The organism is Kitasatospora sp. NPDC097605 (assembly GCF_040302725.1).
In the GTDB taxonomy this organism is placed as follows: domain Bacteria; phylum Actinomycetota; class Actinomycetes; order Streptomycetales; family Streptomycetaceae; genus Kitasatospora.
On record NZ_JBEOSF010000017.1, the window covers coordinates 31,943 to 53,077 of the forward strand.

General features: G+C 74.8%; 15 protein-coding genes. 8 read left to right on the top strand and 7 right to left on the bottom strand.

What is annotated here, in order from left to right; genetic code table 11:
- Positions 1-111 precede the first annotated feature (111 nt).
- The 5 genes from hrpA to ABTX81_RS20305 all read right to left on the bottom strand — a co-directional run bounded on the left by hrpA (position 112) and on the right by ABTX81_RS20305 (position 8,241).
- Positions 112-4,113 carry an ATP-dependent RNA helicase HrpA gene (hrpA, locus tag ABTX81_RS20285; protein ID WP_502892817.1) on the bottom strand — a complete coding sequence of 1,334 codons (4,002 nt, stop codon included), beginning with the start codon at positions 4,111-4,113 and terminating at the stop codon, positions 112-114.
- A 155-nt stretch (positions 4,114-4,268) separates the two neighbouring features.
- Positions 4,269-4,832, bottom strand: coding sequence for a hypothetical protein (locus ABTX81_RS20290; protein ID WP_350547610.1), 564 nt, complete (start codon positions 4,830-4,832; stop codon positions 4,269-4,271).
- A gap of 68 nt (positions 4,833-4,900) precedes the next feature.
- Positions 4,901-5,686: an alpha/beta fold hydrolase gene (locus ABTX81_RS20295; RefSeq protein ID WP_350547612.1), complete on the bottom strand. Its 786-nt coding sequence runs from the start codon at positions 5,684-5,686 to the stop codon at positions 4,901-4,903.
- A gap of 50 nt (positions 5,687-5,736) precedes the next feature.
- Positions 5,737-7,203 (bottom strand): MFS transporter, encoded by a 1,467-nt coding sequence (locus ABTX81_RS20300; RefSeq protein ID WP_350547614.1) that lies wholly within the window; start codon positions 7,201-7,203, stop codon positions 5,737-5,739.
- A 57-nt stretch (positions 7,204-7,260) separates the two neighbouring features.
- The gene (locus tag ABTX81_RS20305) at positions 7,261-8,241 is read right to left on the bottom strand and encodes an NADPH:quinone reductase (RefSeq protein ID WP_350547616.1); all 981 of its coding nucleotides are present in this window, start codon (positions 8,239-8,241) and stop codon (positions 7,261-7,263) included.
- Between the two features lie 228 nt (positions 8,242-8,469).
- On the opposite strand from ABTX81_RS20305, the gene ABTX81_RS20310 reads away from it, so the two are divergent.
- The 3 genes from ABTX81_RS20310 to ABTX81_RS20320 all read left to right on the top strand — a co-directional run bounded on the left by ABTX81_RS20310 (position 8,470) and on the right by ABTX81_RS20320 (position 11,951).
- The gene (locus ABTX81_RS20310) at positions 8,470-9,666 is read left to right on the top strand and encodes an acyltransferase family protein (RefSeq protein ID WP_350547618.1); all 1,197 of its coding nucleotides are present in this window, start codon (positions 8,470-8,472) and stop codon (positions 9,664-9,666) included.
- 27 nt (positions 9,667-9,693) lie between these two features.
- Positions 9,694-10,542 (top strand): NAD(P)H-binding protein, encoded by an 849-nt coding sequence (locus tag ABTX81_RS20315; RefSeq protein WP_350547620.1) that lies wholly within the window; start codon positions 9,694-9,696, stop codon positions 10,540-10,542.
- A gap of 209 nt (positions 10,543-10,751) precedes the next feature.
- Positions 10,752-11,951 carry an IS701 family transposase gene (locus ABTX81_RS20320; protein ID WP_350547622.1) on the top strand — a complete coding sequence of 400 codons (1,200 nt, stop codon included), beginning with the start codon at positions 10,752-10,754 and terminating at the stop codon, positions 11,949-11,951.
- Positions 11,952-11,997: 46 nt separating this feature from the next.
- On the opposite strand, the gene ABTX81_RS20325 is transcribed toward ABTX81_RS20320, so the two are convergent.
- Together ABTX81_RS20325 and ABTX81_RS20330 are read right to left on the bottom strand one after the other, a co-directional pair.
- Entirely contained in the window at positions 11,998-13,980 is a 1,983-nt protein-coding gene (locus tag ABTX81_RS20325; protein ID WP_350547624.1) for a helix-turn-helix domain-containing protein, read from the bottom strand.
- A gap of 140 nt (positions 13,981-14,120) precedes the next feature.
- Entirely contained in the window at positions 14,121-15,293 is a 1,173-nt protein-coding gene (locus ABTX81_RS20330) for a transaldolase family protein (protein ID WP_350547626.1), read from the bottom strand.
- A gap of 246 nt (positions 15,294-15,539) precedes the next feature.
- On the opposite strand from ABTX81_RS20330, the gene ABTX81_RS20335 reads away from it, so the two are divergent.
- The 5 genes from ABTX81_RS20335 to ABTX81_RS20355 all read left to right on the top strand — a co-directional run bounded on the left by ABTX81_RS20335 (position 15,540) and on the right by ABTX81_RS20355 (position 21,132).
- Positions 15,540-16,154 carry a flavodoxin family protein gene (locus tag ABTX81_RS20335; protein WP_350547628.1) on the top strand — a complete coding sequence of 205 codons (615 nt, stop codon included), beginning with the start codon at positions 15,540-15,542 and terminating at the stop codon, positions 16,152-16,154.
- A gap of 44 nt (positions 16,155-16,198) precedes the next feature.
- On the top strand, positions 16,199-17,374 hold the full coding sequence (locus ABTX81_RS20340; RefSeq protein WP_350547630.1) for a 3-deoxy-7-phosphoheptulonate synthase: 1,176 nt from the start codon (positions 16,199-16,201) through the stop codon (positions 17,372-17,374).
- 81 nt (positions 17,375-17,455) lie between these two features.
- Positions 17,456-18,229, top strand: coding sequence for a 2,3-dihydro-2,3-dihydroxybenzoate dehydrogenase (locus tag ABTX81_RS20345; protein WP_350547632.1), 774 nt, complete (start codon positions 17,456-17,458; stop codon positions 18,227-18,229).
- A complete protein-coding gene (locus ABTX81_RS20350) occupies positions 18,222-20,213 on the top strand; it encodes an anthranilate synthase family protein (protein ID WP_502892818.1) in 1,992 nt (663 codons plus the stop codon). Before ABTX81_RS20345 ends, ABTX81_RS20350 begins: the two co-directional genes overlap by 8 nt.
- A 115-nt stretch (positions 20,214-20,328) precedes the next feature.
- Entirely contained in the window at positions 20,329-21,132 is an 804-nt protein-coding gene (locus tag ABTX81_RS20355) for an arylamine N-acetyltransferase family protein (protein ID WP_350547634.1), read from the top strand.
- Positions 21,133-21,135 lie beyond the last annotated feature (3 nt).

Below are 21,135 nucleotides of genomic sequence, written 5' to 3' on the forward strand. Positions count from 1 at the left end.
TTCCTGATCCGTCCGCTCCGCTTCCCTTTCGGGCCGCGCTGCGAACAAGACAGATCGTAGCCCATGTGGGGCCCCCAGGTCGAACCGGCTCCGGAGGGCCCCCGGCGCAGCTCAGAGCGTGGCCCTGGCCGCCTCCATCGCCTTGGTGATCCGCTTCTCCGAGACCGGCGACGGCGTGCCCAGCGACTGGGCGAAGAAGCTGACCCGCAGCTCCTCGATCATCCAGCGGATCGCCCGTACCTCCGGGGACGGCTCCCGCCCGGCCGGCACGGCCGCCAGCAGCTCCCCGTAGGCCTGCTGGACCTGCTGCACCTTCAGCAGCTGCTGGGCGTCCCGCTGCGGGTGGTTGGGCAGCGCCTCCAGCCGCCGGTCCACCGCCAGCAGGTAGCGCTTGAGGTCCGGCAGCCGCTGCCAGCCGGTCCCGGTGACGAAGCCCGGGTGCACCAGCGAGGCGAGGTGCAGCCGGATGTCGTTCACCGCGTTCAGCAGCACCGGGCTGCTCACCGACTTCAGCCGGGTCGACGCCTTGTGGAAGGCGATCAGCGCGGTGGCCGTCTTCAGCGTGGTGTCCGCCGAGAGGTCGTACAGGTCGGCCCGGACCTTGTCGCGCAGCACGCCGAACGCCGCCTCGTCCCAGACCGGGCCGCCGGCCAGGGCCATCAGCCGGTCCGCGGCGCAGGCCACCACGTCCTCGAAGAGCGCCGGGATCGAGCCGTGCGGGTTGTACGACAGCGCGAGCTTGGCCTGGTTGCCCAGCCGCCCCTGGATGGACTTGGCGGGCGAGGTGGTGGAGAGCATCAGCAGCCGCCGGGTGCCCTCCCACATCGCCTTCCGCTGCGCCTCCGGGGTGTCGAACAGCCGGATGCCGACCGCCTCCCGCTCGTCCACCAGCGCCGGGTAGGCGCGCAGCGCGTGGCCGCGGGAGCGCTGCTCGAAGGTGCGCTGCAGCACCGGCAGGCCCTCCGGCCAGGCGGTCAGCCCGGACCGCTCGATGCCCCGGCCGGAGGCGGCCGAGGAGAGTGTCTCCTTCAGCTTCGGGTTGAGCCGCAGCCGCAGGTCCTCCAGGTCCTTGGACTCGGCGAGCTTCTTGCGGCCGTCCACCACCCGGAAGGTCACCTTGAGGTGTTCCGGGACGCGTTCCCCGTCCCAGGCCTCCGGAGGCACGGTGACCGCCGTCAGCCGCTTCAGGGCGTGCTCCAGGGCCGGGAGCAGCGGCTCCTGGCACTCCTGGTGGTTCCTCAGCTCGCGCAGCGCGGCGCGGGCGAAGTCCGGGGCGGGCACGAAGTTGCGCCGCACCGCCTTGGGCAGCGCCTTGATCCAGGCGGTGACCAGCTCCTCGCGCAGACCCGGGATCTGCCAGTCGAAGCCCTCCGCGGTGACCTGGTTGAGCACCGGCAGCGGGATGTGCACGGTCACGCCGTCCGCGTCGCTGCCCGGCTCGAACTGGTAGGTGAGCTTGAAGCGGAGCGTGCCCTGCTGCCAGTAGTCCGGGTAGTCGGCCTCGGTGACGCCGTCGGCGGCGTCGTTGATCAGCATCGACTTCTCGAAGCTGAGCAGGTCGGGCTGCTCCCGGCGGGCCTGCTTCCACCAGGAGTCGAAGTGCCGGGTGGAGACGATGTCGTCGGGCAGCCGGCCGTCGTAGAAGTCGAACAGGGTCTGGTCGTCGACCAGGATGTCCCGGCGGCGGGCCCGGTTCTCCAGCTCCTCGACCTCGCTGAGCAGCTTGCGGTTCTCGGCGAAGAAGCGGTGGTGGGTCTCCCAGTCGCCCTCGACCAGGGCGTTGCGGATGAACAGCTCGCGGCAGAGCTCGGGGTCGATCCGGCCGTAGTTGACCTTGCGCTGGGCGACCACCGGCACCCCGTAGAGGGTGACCTTCTCGTACGCCAGGACGGCCCCGGCCTTCTTCTCCCAGTGCGGCTCGCTGTAGCCGCGCTTCACCAGGTGGCCGGCCAGCGGCTCGACCCACTCCGGCTCGATCTTCGCGTTGATCCGGGCCCAGAGCCGGGAGGTCTCCACCAGCTCGGCGGACATCACCCAGCGCGGCGGCTTCTTGAACAGGCCCGAGCCGGGGAAGACCGCGAACCGGGCGCCGCGCGCGCCGCCGTACTCGCGCTTCTCCACGTCGTACAGACCGATGTGGGAGAGCAGGCCGGCCAGCAGCGACTGGTGGATCCGGTCGGCGTCCGGCTCGGCGTCGTCGTGCGCCTCCTCGATGGTGACGCCGAGCTGCTTGGCGACCGTGCGCAGCTGGGAGTAGATGTCCTGCCACTCCCGTATCCGCAGGTAGTTGAGGAACTCGGCCTTGCACATCCGGCGGAACGCGGAGGAGGAGAGCTCGCGCTGCTGCTCGCGCACGTAGCGCCACATCGACAGGAAGGAGAGGAAGTCGGAGGTCTCCGAGGTGAACCGGCGGTGCCGGTCGTCGGCGGCCTGGCGCTTCTCGGCGGGGCGCTCGCGCGGGTCCTGGATGGAGAGCGCGGCGGCGATCACCATGACGTCGCGCACGCAGCCGTTCCGGTCCGCCTCCAGGACCATCCGGGCCATCCGCGGGTCGACCGGGAGCTGGGACAGCTTGCGGCCGAGCGGGGTGAGCCGCTTGCGGACGTCCTTCTCCTCCGGGTCGAGCGCGCCCAGCTCGTGCAGCAGGCTGACGCCGTCCTTGATGTTGCGGGAGTCCGGCGGGTCCAGGAACGGGAAGGCGGCGATGTCGCCGAGGCCGGCGGCGGTCATCTGGAGGATGACCGAGGCCAGGTTGGTGCGCAGGATCTCGGCGTCGGTGAACTCGGGGCGGGAGAGGAAGTCCTCCTCCGAGTAGAGCCGGATGCAGATGCCGTCCGAGGTGCGGCCGCAGCGGCCCTTGCGCTGGTTGGCGCTGGCCTGGCTGATCGCCTCGATCGGCAGCCGCTGGACCTTGGTGCGGTGGCTGTAGCGGGAGATCCGGGCGGTGCCCGGGTCGATCACGTACTTGATGCCGGGGACGGTGAGGCTGGTCTCGGCGACGTTGGTGGCCAGCACGATCCGGCGGGAGCCGGAGCGCTGGAAGACCTTGTGCTGCTCGGCCGAGCTCAGCCGGGCGTACAGCGGCAGGATCTCGGTGCTCTTCAGCTTCAGCTTGGCGAGCGCGTCGGCGGTGTCGCGGATCTCGCGCTCGCCCGAGAGGAAGACCAGGATGTCGCCCGGGCCCTCGGCCTGGAGCTCCTCGGCGGCGTCGCAGATCGCCTGGATCTGGTCGCGGTCGCGGTCCGCCTCGTCACCGTCGCCGTCCTCGTCGTTCTCGTCCACGATCGGGCGGTAGCGGACCTCGACCGGGTAGGTGCGGCCGGAGACCTCGACGATCGGGGCGTCCTCGAAGTGCCGGGAGAAGCGCTCCGGGTCGATGGTCGCCGAGGTGATGATCACCTTGAGGTCGGGGCGGCGGGGCAGCAGCTGCTTGAGGTAGCCGAGCAGGAAGTCGATGTTGAGGCTGCGCTCATGGGCCTCGTCGATGATCAGGGTGTCGTACTGGCGCAGCTCGCGGTCGGTCTGGATCTCCGCGAGCAGGATGCCGTCGGTCATCAGCTTGACCAGGGTGTCCGGGCCGACCTGGTCGGTGAACCGGACCTTCCAGCCGACCGCCTCGCCCAGCGGGCTGCGCAGCTCCTCGGCGACCCGCTCGGCCACCGTGCGGGCGGCGATCCGGCGGGGCTGGGTGTGGCCGACCAGACCGCGCACGCCGCGGCCCAGCTCCAGGCAGATCTTCGGGATCTGGGTGGTCTTGCCGGAGCCGGTCTCGCCCGCCACGATCACCACCTGGTGGTCGCGGACGGCTTCGAGGATCTCGTCCTTCTTCTGGCTGACCGGCAGCTCGGCGGGGTAGTCGACGGCCGGCACGGCGGCGCGGCGGCGCTCGACCAGCAGCTCGGCCCTGGCGACGTCGGCGGCGATCTCGGCGGCGATCTTCGCACGCGCCTCGGGCTTGCGGACCCGGCGCGCGCCGTCCAGCCGGCGGCCGATCCGCACCTGGTCGCGCAGGGTCAGTTCGGGCAGGCGCGCGGCCAGCTCGCCGATGCCGGGCCCCTCGCTCCGGGCGGACTCGGCGGCGGACTGGACTGCGGGAGAACTCACGGCGGGCATCCCTCTAGGTTCGCAAGGAGATGCGGTGGAGCGCACCTCGGTTTTCGAGCGACTCCAGTGTCACAGGGTTCGCCCGTCCGCTGCCAACGGCGGCCCGGGACGCCGCGGCGACCGTCCGGACAGGGGCGGTCGCCGTGCGTGAGGGAGGGGCGGGCTCACTTCATCAGGAGGACCGCCGGGAGAGCGGTGCCGACCAGGAGGAGGACGACCAGGCCGACCAGCTGGGAGGCCGGCAGGTCGAGGAACTTCTGCGGCGGGCGGACCCGGGCGGCGGGGTCGGTGCTGAGCTGCCACCGGTTGCGCACGCGCCACACCTGCTCCTCGAAGTCGGGGGAGGGGTGCGAGCGGTCCTGGACGAGCCCGCTCAGGAAGCGGCTGCGCCCGTTGGCGAAGTGGATCTGGAGCGTGCGGAAGTCCCCGAACCGGGAGTCCAGCTCGTACACCTCGATCCACCGGATCTCGTGCCAGGGGTAGGTGCGGGCGCGCCGGAGGCCCCCGCGGATGGTGATCCCGGCGGCCCCCACCGTGCTCCACGGGGAGGGGGCCAGCAGACGGGGGAGGGCGAGGACGGCGGTGCCGCCGATCGCCCAGTAGAGGGCCGTCGGGCCGAAGTCGTGCACGACGCGGGCGCCGGTGGTGGCCGCGGCCACCCCGACCACGATGGCGAAATACCAGGACCAGCGGTACCGGTCCTTCGAACGGAAGGTCAGTTCGTCCACGGCGGACACGCTACGCCCCGGGTGATGTCCCGTCATCACCCGGGGCGCAGGTGGCTGTTGCGACGCGCTCAGCCCTCCTGGAGGACGAAGTCGCGGACCAGGCCGGACCAGGTGGCGACCTGCTCGTAGACGACGACGTGGCCGCTGTCGATCTCCGCGTAGGTGCTGCCGGTGATGGCGTCGGCGAGCTCGCGGGAGAGTCCGACCGGGGCGGTGGCGTCCTGGGTGCAGCCGATCACCAGGGTGCGGGCGGTGATCCGGGGCAGCAGCGGGCGGATGTCGGCGCGCAGGTTGAGGTCGATGTGGCGCAGCGCGCCCTCGGTCGGCTGGTTGCCCTTGACGATGCCCTCGACGACGTCGTGGTCGAGGGAGTTCAGGTGGTCGCGGCTGAACGCGGTCAGGGTGCCGAACCGGCCGAAGGCGTCGGCGTCGCCGCGGATGGCGCGCCAGGTGGTCATGTGGTTGCGCAGGTAGGTGTCGTCCGGGCGGGTCCAGCCGGAGGTGAGCACCAGGCTGCGCACCAGTTCGGGGCGGAGCGCGGCCAGGGTGGCGGCGACCAGCGAGCCGAGCGAGAAGCCGACCAGGTCGGCCGGGCCGTCGCCGACCGCCTCGATCACGGCGGCGATCTGCTCGGCGAGCAGTTCGGGGGTCAGCTCGCGGCCGTCGTCCTCGGTGTCGCCGCAGCCGGCGAAGTCCGGCAGCAGGACGGTGCGGACGTCGGTGAAGTTGCCGACGAGGTGGCCGAAGGTGCCCGCGGCGCCGAAACCGGTGCCGTGCACGAAGACCAGGGGCGGGTGGCCGGAGCCCTCGACGGCGTAGGAGACGCGGGCGCTGGGGCTGGTGACGAAGGGCATGGCGGAGGTTCTCCTCGAAGCGGCGGACGGAACGGAACGGGACGGACGGGTCAGGCGAGGCTCTTGGCGGCGCTGTCGTCGTCGTCGACGGCGGCCGCGGCCGGGCGCGGGGCGCGTTCGAAGCCGAGCGCGACCAGGACCAGGGCGACGATGCCGCCGGTGGCGACCAGGACGGCGGTGCGCAGGCCGTCGGTGGTGGCCGAGCGCAGCGCCTCCCCGGTCAGGCCCTCGGTGCCGGCGTTGGCGATCGCCACCAGCGCGCCGAGGCCGACAGCGCTGCCGACCTGCTGGCCGGTGGAGACGATGCCGGAGGCGATGCCCTGCTCGTAGGGGTGCACCCCGGTCGCGGAGGCGGCGAACATGGTGGTGAAGATGACGCCCTGGCAGACGCTGAGCACCACCAGACCGGGCAGCAGGGCGACGTAGCCGCCGTCCGGCTCCATGGTCAGCGCCGTCGCGGCGGTGCCGAGCGCGCCGAGCAGGTAGGAGGCGATCAGCGTGTTGCGGGCGCCGAACCGGGTGGCGAGCCGGCCGCCCAGCATCGAGCCGAGGAAGCCGCAGGCCATCGGGACCAGGAAGGCGACGCCGGTGCGCAGCGCGCTGTAGCCGTGCACGGTCTGGAAGTAGACGGTCAGGAAGTAGAGCAGGGTGCCGAAGCTCGCCATGAACAGGAAGGTGGTGACCGCGCCGGTGGACAGGTTGCGGTTGCGGAAGAGCCGCAGCGGCATCAGCGGGTCGCCTGCCCTGGCCTCGATCGCCACGAAGGCGGCGAGCAGGCCGAGTCCGAGCACGGCGGTGGTCAGCACCAGCGGCGAGGTCCAGCCGGAGGCGGGCGCCTGGACCAGGGTGAAGACCACCAGGGTGGCGCCGGCGGTGGCGGTCAGCGCGCCGGGCAGGTCGAAGGAGCGGCCGCCCTCGCGCGGGCCGTCGGCGCGGATCAGCCGGGGCGCGAGCAGGGCGGCGCCGCCGGCCAGCGGCACGTTGACGTAGAAGACCGCCTGCCAGCCGAAGGCCTCGGTGAGCACCCCGCCGGCCAGCGAGCCGATGATCATGCCGCTGGCGCCGGCCGCCGCCCAGACCGACAGCGCCCGGTTGCGTTCGCGGCCCTCGGCGAAGCCGGTGACCACCAGGGCGAGGGTGGCGGGGAACAGGAAGGCGCCGCCGAGGCCCTGCAGGGCGCGGGCCGCGACCAGCAGGCCGGGGGCGCCGGCCAGGCCGCCGAGCAGCGAGGAGCCGGCGTAGAGCAGCAGGCCGAGGACGAACATCCGGCGGCGGCCGAAGAGGTCGGAGGCCCGGCCGCCGAAGAGCAGGAAGCCGCCGAAGGCGACCGCGTAGGCGCTGACCACCCACTGCAGGGTCTGCGCGGAGAAGCCGAGGCCGCTGCCGATCTCCGGGAGCGCCACGTAGACGATGTTGTAGTCGATCGAGACGATCAGCTGGGCGAACGCCAGCAGGGCCAGCAGGAGGCCCGAGCGGCTCGGCCCGGCGGTGTGCTCGGCGCCGGCGGACGGGGACATGGGGAGCCTTTCGGGGCGGTCGGGGGAGCACGGGGACGGTGGACGGGGTGCGAGCCCTCACGGCCCAGGGGTCAGGACGACCCGGCGGCCGTTCAACTCGCCTTTCTCCAGGCGCTGGTGGGTCTCGGCGGCGGCGCTCAGCGGGTGGATCTCCAGAGCCCGCGGGCGCAGCCGGCCGGCCGCGAGCAGCCGGTTGACGGTGACCGCGGCGTCGGCGAGTTCGGCGGTGGTGGCGCGGGAGATGACGAACCCGCGGACCGAGCCGTCCTTCATGTAGAGCCGGCCGGCGGGCAGTTCGGGGCGGGAGCGGGCGCCGGCGAGCAGCACGATCCGGCCGCGCGGGGCGAGCAGGTCGACGGCGGTGGCGAGGTCGTTGGTGCCGGAGGTGTCGAGGTGGAGGTCGACGCCGCCGGGGCAGGCGGCGCGCAGCCGGTCGGGCAGGTCGGGGGCGCGGTAGTCGAGCACCTCGGTGGCGCCGAGGGCCCGGCAGTGCCCGGCGTCGGCGCGGTTCGCGGTGGCGACCACCCGGGCGCCGGCCTCGGCGGCCAGCAGGATCAGGGCGCCGCCGACGTTGCCGCCCCCGCCGCCGACCAGCACGGTCTCGCCGGTGCGCAGCCCGCCGTGGGTGAACAGGGCGAGGTGCGCGGTGGCCGCGGGGTGGACCACGGCGACCGCCTCGGCCGGGTCGACGCCCGGGGGCAGGCGGTAGAGCCGGTCGGCCGGGACGGCCGCGCGTTCGGCCGCCGCGCCCTGCCGGCCGTCGTGGCCGAGGCTGTTGCACCAGACCCGGTCACCGGGGGCGAAGCCGGGGGCGCCGGGGCCGGCCCGGACCACCGTGCCCACCAGGTCCCGCCCGATCACGAACGGGAAGGGCAGCGGGGTCCGGTAGAGCCCCGAGCGGACGAAGGTGTCGACCGGGTTGACCGCCACGGCGGCCACCCGGACCAGGACATCGGTGGGCCCGGGGACCGGCTCCGGCACCTCGCCGTGACGGATGGCGGTGGCCGGTCCGAGTCGCGGGATGAACGCTGCACGCATGGGGCCGATCCTGCGGGAGGCGCGGACGGGCGGCGGCGGATCGCGGCATCGTTCGTCAACTCCCTTGTCTCGGACGGAAAGCCGGATGGGGACGGGTTGTCCCCCGACCTGACATAGATGCTACACCGATCGGTGCAATCTCTCATCTGCACGGAGTAGTTTACTCGGCCTGCGGGTGGGCCGGCCTGCCTCCGTTCCCGCCCACCGCTCGACACCAAGGACGGAACCATGGCCACCGACCGACTCCTCGCCCAGCCGGGGCCGAGACCCGCCGGCGGGAGCGGACCGGGCACGCCGCGCCCGTCCGCCGTCCGCCTGCCGTCCCTGACCGGCCTGCGCTTCCCGGCCGCCCTCGCGGTCTTCGCCTACCACGCGGCGCTGCCGATCCCGACCCTGCGGCTGTTCGCCGACGACGGCGCCGAGTACCGCTTCACCGACCTCGCCGACCAGGCCGGCGGCCTCGGCGTGGCCTTCTTCTTCGTGCTCAGCGGCTTCGTGCTGACCTGGTCGGCCCGCCCCGGCGACACCGCCACCGGGTTCTGGCGGCGCCGCCTGGTCAAGATCGTCCCCAATTACGTGGTCGCCTGGGCGCTGGCCATGGTGCTGTTCGCGGGCTCCTACACCCCGGTCCGCACCGCGGTCCTCAACCTGCTGATGGTGCAGGTCTGGATACCCGACTTCAACACCTACTTCAGCGTCGACCCGCCGAGCTGGTCGCTCGCCGCCGAGCTGGTCTTCTACCTCTCCTTCCCGCTGCTGCACCGGGCGCTGCGGGCGATCCGCCCGGAGCGGCTGCCGTACTGGATCGCCGGGGCGGTCGCCGCCGTGGTCGCCACCCCCGCCCTCGCCTATCTGCTGCTGCCCGACACCCCGGGCGTGCCCGGCGGCTACCGGGCCTCGGTCGCCCAGTACTGGTTCGCCTACGTGCTCCCGCCGGTGCGGATGGTGGACTTCGCGCTCGGCATCCTGGTCGCCCTCGCGGTGCGCTCCGGCCGCTGGCGCGACATCGGCATGCTCTGGTCCGGCCTGCTGCTGGTGGCCGGCTACGCCGCCACCCGCTGGGTGCCCTACCTGTACGCCCAGCGGGCGCTCACCGTGGTGCCGATCGCGCTGCTGATCGCCTCCGCCGCGATCGCCGACCGGGACGGCCGGTTCACCCCCTTCCGCAACCGGGCGATGACCTGGCTCGGCGAGATCTCCTTCGCCTTCTACCTGCTGCACTTCATCGTGCTGACCGAGCTGCGCGACCTGCTCGGCACCCGGATGTACTCCACCGTCGAGGGCGTCGGCCTGCTGCTGCTCGCCATCGGGGTGACCGTGCTGCTCTCCTGGGTGCTGTACCGGCTGGTCGAGGCGCCGCTCACCCGGCGGTTCTCCGCCCCGCGCCGCGCGCCGGCCGGGACGACCACGTCCCGACCCTCCTGACCGACGTCGAGAAAGCGAGCCGTACCCATGGGCAAGATCCTCGTCACCGGGGCGACCGGCCAGGTCGGCGCCGAGGTGCTGGCACAACTGCTGGCGGCCGGTGCCGACGTCCGGGCGGGCGCCCGGACCCCGGCGAAGCCGGCGCCGCCCACCCCGGTCGAGAGCGCCGTGCTCGACCTCACCGACCCCGCTACCTACGGCCCGGCGCTGGCCGGGGTCGAGAAGGTGTTCCTCTACGCCGTCCCGCAGGGCACGGCCGGCTTCCTCGCCGCGGCGAAGGAGGCGGGCGTGCGGCACGTCGTGGTGCTCTCCTCGCAGACCGTGGTGGACGCCTTCCCGGTGCAGAAGCCGATCGTCGAGATGCACCGCGCGGTCGAGGACGCGGTGCTGGCCTCCGGTATCCCGTACACCTTCCTGCGGCCGCACAACTTCGCCACCAACATCCTGATGTGGGGCTGGCCGGAGTCGATCCGGGCCGAGGGGCGGATCCGCTTCCCGTACCCGGAGTCGCACAGCGACGCGATCCACGAGAAGGACATCGCCGCGGTCGCGGTGGCCGCGCTCACCGGGACCGGTCACGAGGGGCGGGCGTACTTCCTCAGCGGCCCGGTCTCGATCACCCAGCGCGAGCAGCTGGCGGCGCTCTCCGAGGCGCTCGGGCGGCCGCTGGTGTTCGAGGAGCTGACCGACGCCGAGGCGCGCGAGGCACTCGCCCCGATCGTGCCGGTCTGGGTGATGGACGCGGTGGTCGGCTACTGGGCCGGCTCCGACGGCGTTCCGACCGAGGTCTCCGACACGGTGGAGCGGATCACCGGCCGCCCGGCCCGGACCTTCGCCGAGTGGGCCCGCGACCACGCCGCGGACTTCACCGCCTGAGCGCCGACCGGCGGGCCCGCCACCGGGCCGGCCGCACCGGAATGCGGACCCGTCGCACCGGTCGGCGGGACCCCGGTGGCCGGGCCACCACCGACCGCGCCGGAGAGGTGGGCCGCGCACCTTAGCGGGACGGGGCGCGAGGACGGACCCTGGCCGTGAACACGGCGCAGCCGACCGCGATTCGAGGGGGAACGATGAGCGGCCCAGCCATGACCCGACCTCTGCCGGGAGAGCCGCAGGCTCCCCCGGAGGACGGCCGGTTGCTCGACGCCTCGCACGAGGTGCTGCTCAAGGAGCTGTGCGCGGTGCTGTTCGCCTCGCTGCCGCGCAGCGACCAGCGGCGCAAGGGCGCCCAGTACCTGCGCGGGCTGCTCGGCGCGCGCGGGCGCAAGTCGATCCGCAACATCGCCACCGTGGTCGGCGGGCCGGCCGCCGAGCAGAGCCTGCACCACTTCATCACCAGCTCCACCTGGGAGTGGGGCCCGGTGCGCCAGGCGCTGGCCCAGCACCTCGCCCGGATCGCCCCGCCGCAGGCGTACGTGCTGCGGCCGATGGTCGTCCCGAAGGCCGGCGACCACTCGGTGGGCGTGGACCGCCGCTTCATCCCGGCCCTCGGCCAGGTGCTCAACGCCCAGCAGGCGGTGGGAGTCTGGGCCGCCTCGGAGAGCTTCAGCGGCCCGGTCAACTGGCGGCTGCACCTGCCGCGCACCTGGCTGGAGGACGCGCCGCGGCGCAGCCAGGCGCTGATCCCGGACGAGGTGGACGCGGAGACCCTGGGTGACTGCGCGCTGGAGGCGGTGCTCGGCCTGCCCGCCCGCTGGGGGCTGCCGGCCCGCCCGGTGGTCGCGGACGCCCGGGACGCCGACGGGCTGCGCCTGGTGCGCCGGATGCGGGCCGAGCGGCTGCCGATGCTGGTCCGGGTGGGCGGCTCGTTCCCGCTGCGGCCCGCGGCGCCGCTGCCCGGCCACCCGGCCGGACCGGGACCCGCCTGCCAACTGCTCACCGCCGCCCGGGACCTGCGCCGGCCGGTGGTCTGGTCGGACCCGGCGGGCGCGCTGCGCTCCGGGCTGGTCGCCGCGGTGCGGGTGCGCCCGGCCTGGCCGGGGCCGGCCCGGGCCGAGCGGGGGCGGCGCGGCGGCGCGGACCTGCTGCTGCTCGGGGTCGGCGCGGCCGGCGGGCGCTGGCCGGCCGAGCTGTGGCTGACCGACCTGGTGGACCTGCCGCCGGCCGGGCTGGTCCGGCTGGTGCGGCTGGCCGACCGGGTGGACCGGGACTTCACCCGCACCGCCGACCGGGTCGGGGTCCGGGACTTCGCCGGGCGCTCGTTCGGCGGCTGGCACCGGCACATCACGCTCGCCTCGGCGGCGCACGCGGTGGCGGTGCTGGCCCGCGGCGACGACCGGCGGTGAGCGGCGGGCGGCCGCGGCCGGGGACCGGACGGCGCTCCCGCGGAGGTCAGCCGACGGGACCGGCGTGGCCGTCCCGGGTGCCGCGGGTGTCGCGGTCGAGCAGGACGCGGCGCACCCGGCAGAGCTTGAGCGCCAGCTGGATCTCGATGGAGCGCTCGGGCTTCAGCCAGTCCGGGCCGAGCAGTTCGCCGATCCGCTCCAGCCGCCGGGCCACCGTGTTGGGGTGGACGTGCAGCCGCTGCGCCGCGTGGGTCGGGCTGTTGCCGGTCTCGAACCAGGCCTGCAGGGTGCGGGTCAGCTCGGTCAGCCGGTGCCGGTCGTAGTCGAGGACCGGTCCGACGGCCGACTCGATGAACCCGTCGATGTCGTGGTTGTCGGCCAGCAGGACGCCCACGAAGCCGAGTTCGCGGGCCGAGGCGGCGCGGCCGACGGCGCCCAGCGAGGTCATCGCGTCCAGGCAGCGCAGCGCCTCCCGGTAGCCGTGCAGGACCGAGGTCGGATCGCAGACCGGCCCGGCCGCGCCGACCGTCACCGGCAGCCCGAGCAGCGGGGTGAGCTCCTCGGCGACCGCCCGGGCGGCCCGGCCCGGGTCGGTGCCGGGCAGCAGCAGCACCGCCCGGCCGTTGTGCACCCGTTTGAGGCCGCCCATCCGGTGGGCGTACAGGCCGGCCCAGGTGGCCGTCCGCCCCTGCGCCTCGCCCTCCGGCCGGGCGACCACCAGGACGTGCTCGGCGGACAGGTCGATGCCCAGCCGGCGGGCCCGGGCGGCGAGTTGCTGGGGCGGGCGCTGGGGGGTGCTGAGCAGCTCGTCGAGCAGTTCGTCGCGGACCGGGCGGGCCGGGGCGGCCGACCGCTCGCCCTCCAGCAACAGGGCGACCGCGAGGGCCTGCGCGACGCTCTGGCAGAACTCCGCGGCCAGTTCGGCGCGCCGGCCGGACGGGCGGGCGAGCAGGGTGCCGAGGTCGGTGGAGCCGGCGCAGACCGGGGCGGCCCAGAGCGGTCCGGCCAGCCGGACCGGGCGGCCGGCCGCGTGGGTGTCGACGGCGGTGGCCACCACGGTCGGCTCGTCGAGCTCGGGCAGCTCGCCGGCCGAGGCGAGCACGGTGCCGTCGCTGGCGTACACCCGCAGGCCCAGGTCGAGCCGGCGGCCGGCGTCCCGGACCAGGGCGTGCGGGTCGCGGCCGGAGAGCGCCAGGTCGACCAGGGTGCGGTGCACCTCGGCGAGTTCACCGGCCGGGTCCGCCGGGCCGGTCGGATCCGGGCCGGCCGGGTCGGCCGGCCTGCCGGGTGCTCCGGCGGGCGGCCGGGCGGCCCGTTCCAGCAGCCGGGCCTTCTCGATCGCCACCCCGGCGAGGTCGCCGAGCGCGGCCATCAGCGAGATCTCGTCGGTGGTGAAGTAGCGCACCGCGCGCTCGGCGACGTACAGCGTGCCGAACGGGCGGGCGCGGTGGCCGAGCGGGACGGCCATCACGGCGCGCAGTCCCTCGGCGCGGATCGTCGCGTCGACCACCGGGCTGCGCCGGATCCGCTCGTCGGCGAGGTAGTCCGGGGTCCAGAACGGCCCCGGGTCGCCCGGGACGCCGCCGCCCGCGCCGAGGCCGTCGGGGACGGCCAGGCCGGTCCGCAGCGACGAGCAGGGGCCGTCGGTGGTGCGGATCCGCACCCGGCCCGGCTCGGCGTCCCGGCCGGCCGGCTCGGCGGTGGTCAGGCAGGACACATCGGCGCCGAGCAGCAGCCGGGCCCGGCGGGTGATCACCCGCAGCAGGCTGTCCAGTTCGTACGGAAGGGCCAGGTCGCGGGCGGTGTCGGCGAGCGCGGCCAGCCCGGCCTCGCGCCGGCGGCGGTGCTGGGACTGGGTCCGGATGGACAGGCCGAGCTGCTCGATCCGGCAGAGCGCCTCCCGTTCCCGGGCGGACTCGCAGCCGCGCCGGGCCTGCTCGACCAGTTCCGCCACCTCGGCGGCCGGCGCCTCACTGGCCAGCAGTTCCAGGACGTTGAACGCGATTGAGTCGGCCGACCGTCGCGTCATGACCTTCCCTCCCCCCAGGCCCTCCTGGACGAAGGAGTGCGTGACGGCCTGCAGATCGGAAGGTATGCGGGGGCGGTTGGTCCCGTCAAGAACGGGTCCGGGCCCTTACCGGAGGCGCATGACAAGGCGGTGACGGATCGTCAGGGCACGGCGCGATCGCTCAGCCGGGCCGGTTCCTGGTCGCCGGGGCGGCCGGCCGGGCGGTGCTCGACGACGGTGTGCAGGCGCCGCCAGTGCTCGACCAGTCCGGGCACGCTCTCCTCCTCCAGCCGCCGGGCCACCGCGCCGTAGTCGATGCCGAGCCGGCCCAGCCGGTCGAGCACCGCGCCGGCCGCCTCGTAGCGGCCCAGCAGGGTGTCGCCCTCCAGCCGCAGCTTGCGGACCGCCTCCTCCAGCACCGGCCGGGTCATCGCGTGCGCGGTGCCCCAGGACACCAGCCCGGCCACGTAGCGGGCCTGTGCGGCGGCCCCGCCCAGCGCCGAGTCGGTCCACAGCAGCCGCTGCGGGCGGGCCCCGGAGGCGCGCAGGGTGCGCCAGCGGCCGTCGCCGAGCCGGTCCTCGTAGGCCCGGTACATCAGCCGGGCCGCCGCCTGGGCGGTGAGGCCGCGCAGCGCGGCGGCGTCCGGCCCGGGGATCGCGGCGAGCCGCCGGTCGATCTCCCGGTCGACCCGGCCGACCGGCAGCGAGGCCACCGAGGCGATCGCGGCCAGCGGCCGGCCGGCCGCCAGCGCCTGCTCCAGGCCGTCGAAGTAGGCGTCCACCACCTGCCCGTAGCGGTGCACCGAGTAGAGGCCGGTGGCGTGCACGCCGAGCCCGCGGCCCAGGCAGTCGCGGATCGCGGTCAGGCCGGCGGGAGTGGCCGGGATCTTCACCAGCAGATTGGGCCGGTTCACCGCGCGGGCCAGCTCGACGGCCTCCGCGACGGTCGCCGCCGGGTCGTGGGCCAGCCGCGGGTCCAGGTCGGCGGAGACCAGGCCGTCGTGGCCGTGGGTGGTGCGGAAGACGCCGAGGAACTCCTCGCAGACCAGCCGCAGGTCGTGCACGGTGGCCGCCCAGACCGAGCCCTCGGGGGAGACGTGGTGGCCGGCCAGCCGGGCCAACTGTTCGGCGTAGGCCGGGTCGTGGCGCAGCGGCCCGGCCAGCAGGGCGGGGTTGGTGGTGGCGCCGCGCAGCCCGGCGCCCTCGATCAGCCGGCCGAGCCGGCCCGAGGTGGCCAGACCGCGGTGGATCCCGTCCAGCCAGGGTGAGACGCCCTCGGCGATCAGCGGCCGCAGGTCCCCGGTGCGGGGCGAGGCGGCCGGCGGCTTCTTCACTGCGGGATCACTGCTCCTCGGCTCTGCGACGGTCCGCAAACGGCCCGTGCACCGAGGATAGGGAGCAATTCGTGCCCGGAAAAGTGAGCCCTCCGGTCAATGTCAGGTCGGGTGGCCGAAGTGATCGGTGAGTATTTGATGGACTCCGCCGCCACCTGACGAAGTGCCGGGAACTCCGTTGGCCGGTCGGCCGTCCACGGTCAACGATCAGGGGAACACGCCGCCGTCCCCGAGGAGTTCGCCGCCGTGACCACGATTGCCGTCATCTATTACTCGTCGACCGGAAATGTCGCCAGGCTGGCCGGGGCGGCGGCCGAAGCCGCCGGGAAGGCGGGCGCCGAGGTGCGGCTGCGCCGGATCGCGGACCTGCCGGACGACACCTATGTGCTGGGCACCGAGGAGGCCGCCCGTCAGTTGCGGATCCGCACCGCGGACGTCCCCGAGGCCACCCTGGACGACCTGGCCTGGGCGGACGGCATCCTGATCGGCACCCCGGTGCGGTTCGGCCTGCCGGCCGCGCCGGTGCTGCGGTTCGTCGACTCGACGGCGCCGCTGTCGATCCCCGGCGGGCTGGCCGACAAGGCGGTCTCCGCGTTCACCTCGGGCTCGGCGCCGCACGGCGGCCACGAGACGGCGATCCTGGCGCTGCACAACGCGTTCTGCCACTGGGGCTCGCTGATCCTGGCCACCGGCTCCACCGACCCGGTGCTGTTCCGCCCGAACAACGGCAATCCGTACGGGGCCAGCGCCGTCTCCCGCAACGTGCCGGGCCAGGTGCACGAGGAGAACATCGCCGCCGTCGAGTTCCAGGCCCGCCGGGTGGTCCGGGTGGCCGGACTGGTCCGCGGCCTCGCCGGCTAGCGGTCGGCGGCCGGCGGGTCCCCCGACCCGGGAGGGAGAGGACAGTGCACGACCCGCTCACGGACGCCCTCGCCGGGCGGCCCGCCGGGCAGCAGCCCGGCTGGCCGGATCCGGCCGAAGTCGCCGCCGTCAGGAAGGAGTTGGCCGACCGCCCGGCCCTGGTGGCGGCCGCCGACGTGCACCGGCTGCGCGCCCTGCTCGGCCGGGTCGCGCAGGGCGGCGCGCACGTCCTGCAGGCCGGCGACTGCGCCGAGGACCCGCAGGAGTGCACCGCCGGGGACCTCGCCCGCAAGGCCGGACTGCTCGACCTGCTGGCCGGCCGGCTGAAGCTCACCACGCACCGCCCGGTGGTCCGGATCGGCCGGCTCGCCGGCCAGTTCGCCAAGCCCCGCTCACACCCCACCGAGCGCTGCGACGGCGTCGAACTCCCGGTCTACCGGGGCCACCTGGTCAACGGCCCGGAGCCCCACCCGGCCCGGCGCACCCCGGACCCGCGCCGGCTGACGGCCGGCTACGAGGCGGCCCGGCGGGCCATGGACCACCTCGGCCGGCTCGCCCCCGGCGCCCCGGCCGCCGCCGGGCCGCCGCTGTGGACCAGCCACGAGGCGCTGCTGCTGGACTACGAACTGCCGCTGCTGCGCCGGGACGAGCGGGGCCGGCCGCTGCTCGCCTCCACGCACTTCCCGTGGATCGGCGAGCGCACCCGCCGTCCCGACGGCGCCCATGTCGCGCTGCTCGCCCGGGTGGTGAACCCGGTCGGCTGCAAGGTCGGCCCGGCGACCACCGCCGAGGAGCTGCGGCGGCTGTGCGCCCTGCTCGACCCGGGCCGCGAGCCCGGCCGGCTCACCCTGATCGCCCGGCTGGGCGCCGACCGGGCCGCCGAGGTCCTCCCCGGGCTGGTCCGCGCCGTCCGCACGGCCGGGCACCCGGTGGTCTGGCTCTGCGACCCGATGCACGGCAACACCGTGCCCGGGCCGGACGGGCTGAAGACCCGTCTGGTGCCGTCGCTGGTGCGGGAGGTCGAGGCGTTCCAGCAGGCCGTCCGCGCCGAGGGCGGCGTCGACGGGGGTCTGCACCTGGAGACCACCCCGGACGACGTCACCGAGTGCGCCGACCACGCGGGCGGGCTCGCCCGGGTCGGCGACAAGTACACGAGCCTGTGCGATCCGCGGCTCAACCCGGCCCAGGCGCTCGCCGTGGTGTCCGCCTGGCGCCGCTGAGCCGGGAGCGCACCGCTGTGCACCACCCCAACCCACCCGCGGCCCACGCCCCCGGGCCGCGTCCCCCAGGGAGGTCCGCACATGAGAAACAAGGTGGCATTCGTCACCGGAGCGGCGGGCGGCATCGGCGCCGCCGTGGTCCGGCTGCTGGCCGAGCGCGGAGCGCTGGTCGCGGCCGTGGACCGGGACGCCGACCGCCTCGCCGAGCTCGCCGGCAAGCTGACCGCCGAGGGCCTCACGGTGGCGGCGGTGCCCGCCGACGTCACCGACAGCGCCTCGGTCGAGGCGGCCGTCGACGCCGCCGAGCAGCGGCTGGGGCCGATCGACCGGCTGGTCAACAACGCCGGGGTGCTGCGGCTCGGCGAGATCCGCGACCTGAGCGACGAGGACTGGCGGACCACCTTCGCGATCAACACGGAGGGCGTCTTCCGGGTCTCCCGGACGGTGGTCCGGCGGATGATCCCGCGCGGGCGCGGCGCGATCGTCACCGTCGCCTCCAACGCCGGCCTGGTGCCGCGCACCGAGATGGCCGCCTACGCGGCCTCCAAGGCGGCGGCCACCCACTTCACCCGCAGCCTCGGCCTGGAGGTCGCCCGGTACGGCATCCGCTGCAACGTGGTCGCGCCCGGCTCGACCGACACGCCGATGCTCAGCGCGATGTGGTCGGACGCCGAGGCCGGGCGGGCGGCCACCGTCGCCGGGCTGTCGGCCGCGTACAAGGTCGGCATCCCGCTCGGCAAGCTGGCCCGGCCGGAGGACGTCGCGCACGCGGTGGCCTTCCTGCTCTCCGACGAGGCCGGGCACATCACCCTGCACGCGCTGACGGTGGACGGGGGTGCCGGGCTCGGTGCGTAGCGACAGACCTTCCCCGCCGTCCCCGCCCTTCCGGCCGTCCCCGCCGTCCTCGCCGTCCCCGCTGGACCGGGTGCTGGCCGAGCGGCCGCCCGCGTTCGCGCTGCTGCACCGGCCGGAGGCCACCGGTCCGGGCCTGGTCGAGCTGCTGCTCGGCGAGGTGTCCGCCCCGGCGGCGCTGGCCGACCTGCCGCTGTCCGAGCGGCCGCCGGCCGCGGAGCCGGCCGGCGAGCGGCACGAGCTGCTGGCCCTGGTCCCGTACCGGCAGATCGCCGAGCGCGGCTTCGAGGCCCCGGACGACGGCGCCCCGCTGCTCGCGCTGAGCGTCACCGAGCAGGCCGTGCTGCCGCTCGCCGAGCTGCTCGCCCGCCTCCCGGACGGGCCGATCGAGCTGACCGGCGGCGGCTTCGACCTCGGCGACGAGGAGTACGCGCAGACCGTCCGCCGGGTGGTCGCCGAGGAGATCGGCGAGGGCACCGGCGCCAACTTCGTGCTCAAGCGCTCCTACGTCGCCACGCTCGCCGGGAACGCCACGGCCGCCGCGCTCACCCTGTTCGGCCGGCTGCTGCAGCGGGAGAGCGGCGCCTACTGGACCTTCCTGGTGCACACCGGGGAGCGGACGCTGGTCGGCGCCACCCCCGAGCGGCACATCAGCGTGCACGGCGGGCGCGCGGTGATGAACCCGATCAGCGGCACCTACCGCTACCCGGAGCGCGGCCCGGACCTCGCCGGGCTGATGGACTTCCTGGCCGACCGCAAGGAGGTCGAGGAGCTGTCCATGGTGCTCGACGAGGAGCTCAAGATGATGGCCCGGATCTGCCCGGGCGGCGGGCGGGTGGTCGGCCCCTACCTCCGGGAGATGGCCCGGCTGGCGCACACCGAGTACTTCATCGAGGGCCGCACCGGCCGGGACCCGCGCGAGGTGCTGCGCGAGACGCTGTTCGCGCCGACCGTGACCGGCAGCCCGCTGGAGTCCGCGGCCCGGGTGATCGCCAAGTACGAGCCCGGCGGCCGGGGTTACTACAGCGGGGTGGCCGCGCTGATCGGCCGGGACGCGGCCGGCGGGCGGACCCTGGACTCCGGCATCCTGATCCGCACCGCCGACATCGCGCCCGGCGGCCGGCTGCGGATCGGCGTCGGGGCGACCCTGGTGCGGCACTCCGACCCGGGCTCCGAGGTGGCCGAGACCCGGGCCAAGGCGGCCGGCCTGCTGGCCGCGCTGTCCGACGGCGGCCGGGACCGGTTCGCCGCGCACCCGGACGTCCGGGCGGCGCTGGCCGGGCGCAACCGGGGACTGGCGGACTTCTGGCTGGCCGGGGAGGCCGAGCGGGCCCGGCCGCGCGCCGCGCTGGCCGGGCGGCGGGTGCTGGTGGTGGACGCCGAGGACACCTTCACCGCGATGATCGGCCACCAGCTGCGGGCGCTCGGCCTGACGGTCGAGGTCCGCCGGTTCGACGAGCCGTACGCGTTCACCGGGGCGGACCTGGTGGTGCTCGGGCCCGGGCCCGGCGACCCGCGCGACACCGCGCACCCGAAGATCGCCCATCTGCGCGCGGCGGTCCGGGAGTTGCTGGCCGGGCGGCGGCCGTTCCTGGCGGTCTGCCTGAGCCACCAGGTGCTCAGTGCCGAGCTGGGCCTGCCGCTGGTCCGCCGCGCGGTGCCCAACCAGGGCGTGCAGCGCCCGATCGACCTGTTCGGCGCCGCCGAGCGGGTGGGCTTCTACAACACCTTCGCGGCCGCCTGGGACGCGGGCGCGGACCGGCCGGCGGAGTTCGAGGCGCCCGGGGTCGGCCCGGTGCGGATCGCCCGGGACGCTGCGACCGGCGAGGTGCACGCGCTGCGCGGTCCCGGCTTCGCCTCGGTGCAGTTCCACGCCGAGTCGGTGCTCACCCGGGACGGCGTCCGGATCACCGGCGATCTGATCGAACACGCGTTGGCATTGGCGCCGGCCGGCCGGAATGCGCCGGCGCGGGCGGAATTCCGCTGACGGGTTGTACACGTCCCTCAATCGTTCCACCTGGAAAGGCATTAGCGGAGCCGGAAAACCCGGCGGAACCACCGGAACCACCGGAACCACGGCAACCACCGACAAGGAGATCACCGTGCTCGACGACGCCATGGTGGACGCGTACCTGGCCCGGATCGGCGCCGAACGGCCCGAGCGGGCCGACCTCGCCGCGCTCACCCGCCTCCAGGAACGGCATGTGCTGTCCGTGCCGTTCGAGAACCTCGGCTACCACCTCGACGAGCCCGTCCACATGGACGAGCAGGTGCTCGACAAGATCGTCCGGCAGCGCCGGGGCGGCGGCTGCTACGAGCTGAACCCGGCCTTCTCCTTCCTGCTCGCCGCCCTCGGCTACCCGGTGGAGATCCTCCCCGGCCGGGTCCACCGCCCCGGCGGCACGCTCGGCGCCGCCCTGTGCCACCTGGCCCTGCGGGTCACCGCGGACGGCGAGCAGTGGCTGGTCGACACCGGCTTCGGCCGCAACAGCCGGCACCCGCTGCGGCTGGCCTCCCGCGAGGTCCAGCACGACCCGGACGGCGAGTACCGGCTCGCCGACGTCGAGGGCGGCGGCTTCGACGTGCTGCTGGACGGCAAGCCGCTGTACCGGCTGGACGACCGCCCGGTGCGGATCGAGGACTTCCGCCCGACCCTCTGGTGGTACCGCACCGCGCCCGAATCGCCCTTCCTGCAGGACGTGTTCTGCACCCTGCGCACCGAGGACGGCCGGATCACCCTCAAGGGCAACCAGCTCGCCACGCTGGCCGGCGGCGAGCGCAGCACCCGGGAGTTCGCCGGGGACGCGGCCGTGCTGGAGGCGTACAAGACCCACTTCGGGTTCAGCCTCGACCGGCTGCCCGACCGGCCCGAGGGCGGCGTCACCGCCGGCGTCCAGACCGGCTGACCG

Excerpts from the sequence above, each read along its gene's own strand:
- hrpA (WP_502892817.1), bottom strand. The coding sequence starts at position 4,113 with ATGCCCGCCGTGAGTTCTCCCGCAGTCCAGTCCGCCGCCGAGTCCGCC.
- ABTX81_RS20295 (WP_350547612.1), bottom strand. The coding sequence starts at position 5,686 with ATGCCCTTCGTCACCAGCCCCAGCGCCCGCGTCTCCTACGCCGTCGAG.
- ABTX81_RS20300 (WP_350547614.1), bottom strand. The coding sequence starts at position 7,203 with ATGTCCCCGTCCGCCGGCGCCGAGCACACCGCCGGGCCGAGCCGCTCG.
- ABTX81_RS20305 (WP_350547616.1), bottom strand. The coding sequence starts at position 8,241 with ATGCGTGCAGCGTTCATCCCGCGACTCGGACCGGCCACCGCCATCCGT.
- ABTX81_RS20310 (WP_350547618.1), top strand. The coding sequence starts at position 8,470 with ATGGCCACCGACCGACTCCTCGCCCAGCCGGGGCCGAGACCCGCCGGC.
- ABTX81_RS20315 (WP_350547620.1), top strand. The coding sequence starts at position 9,694 with ATGGGCAAGATCCTCGTCACCGGGGCGACCGGCCAGGTCGGCGCCGAG.
- ABTX81_RS20320 (WP_350547622.1), top strand. The coding sequence starts at position 10,752 with ATGACCCGACCTCTGCCGGGAGAGCCGCAGGCTCCCCCGGAGGACGGC.
- ABTX81_RS20325 (WP_350547624.1), bottom strand. The coding sequence starts at position 13,980 with ATGACGCGACGGTCGGCCGACTCAATCGCGTTCAACGTCCTGGAACTG.
- ABTX81_RS20345 (WP_350547632.1), top strand. The coding sequence starts at position 17,456 with ATGAGAAACAAGGTGGCATTCGTCACCGGAGCGGCGGGCGGCATCGGC.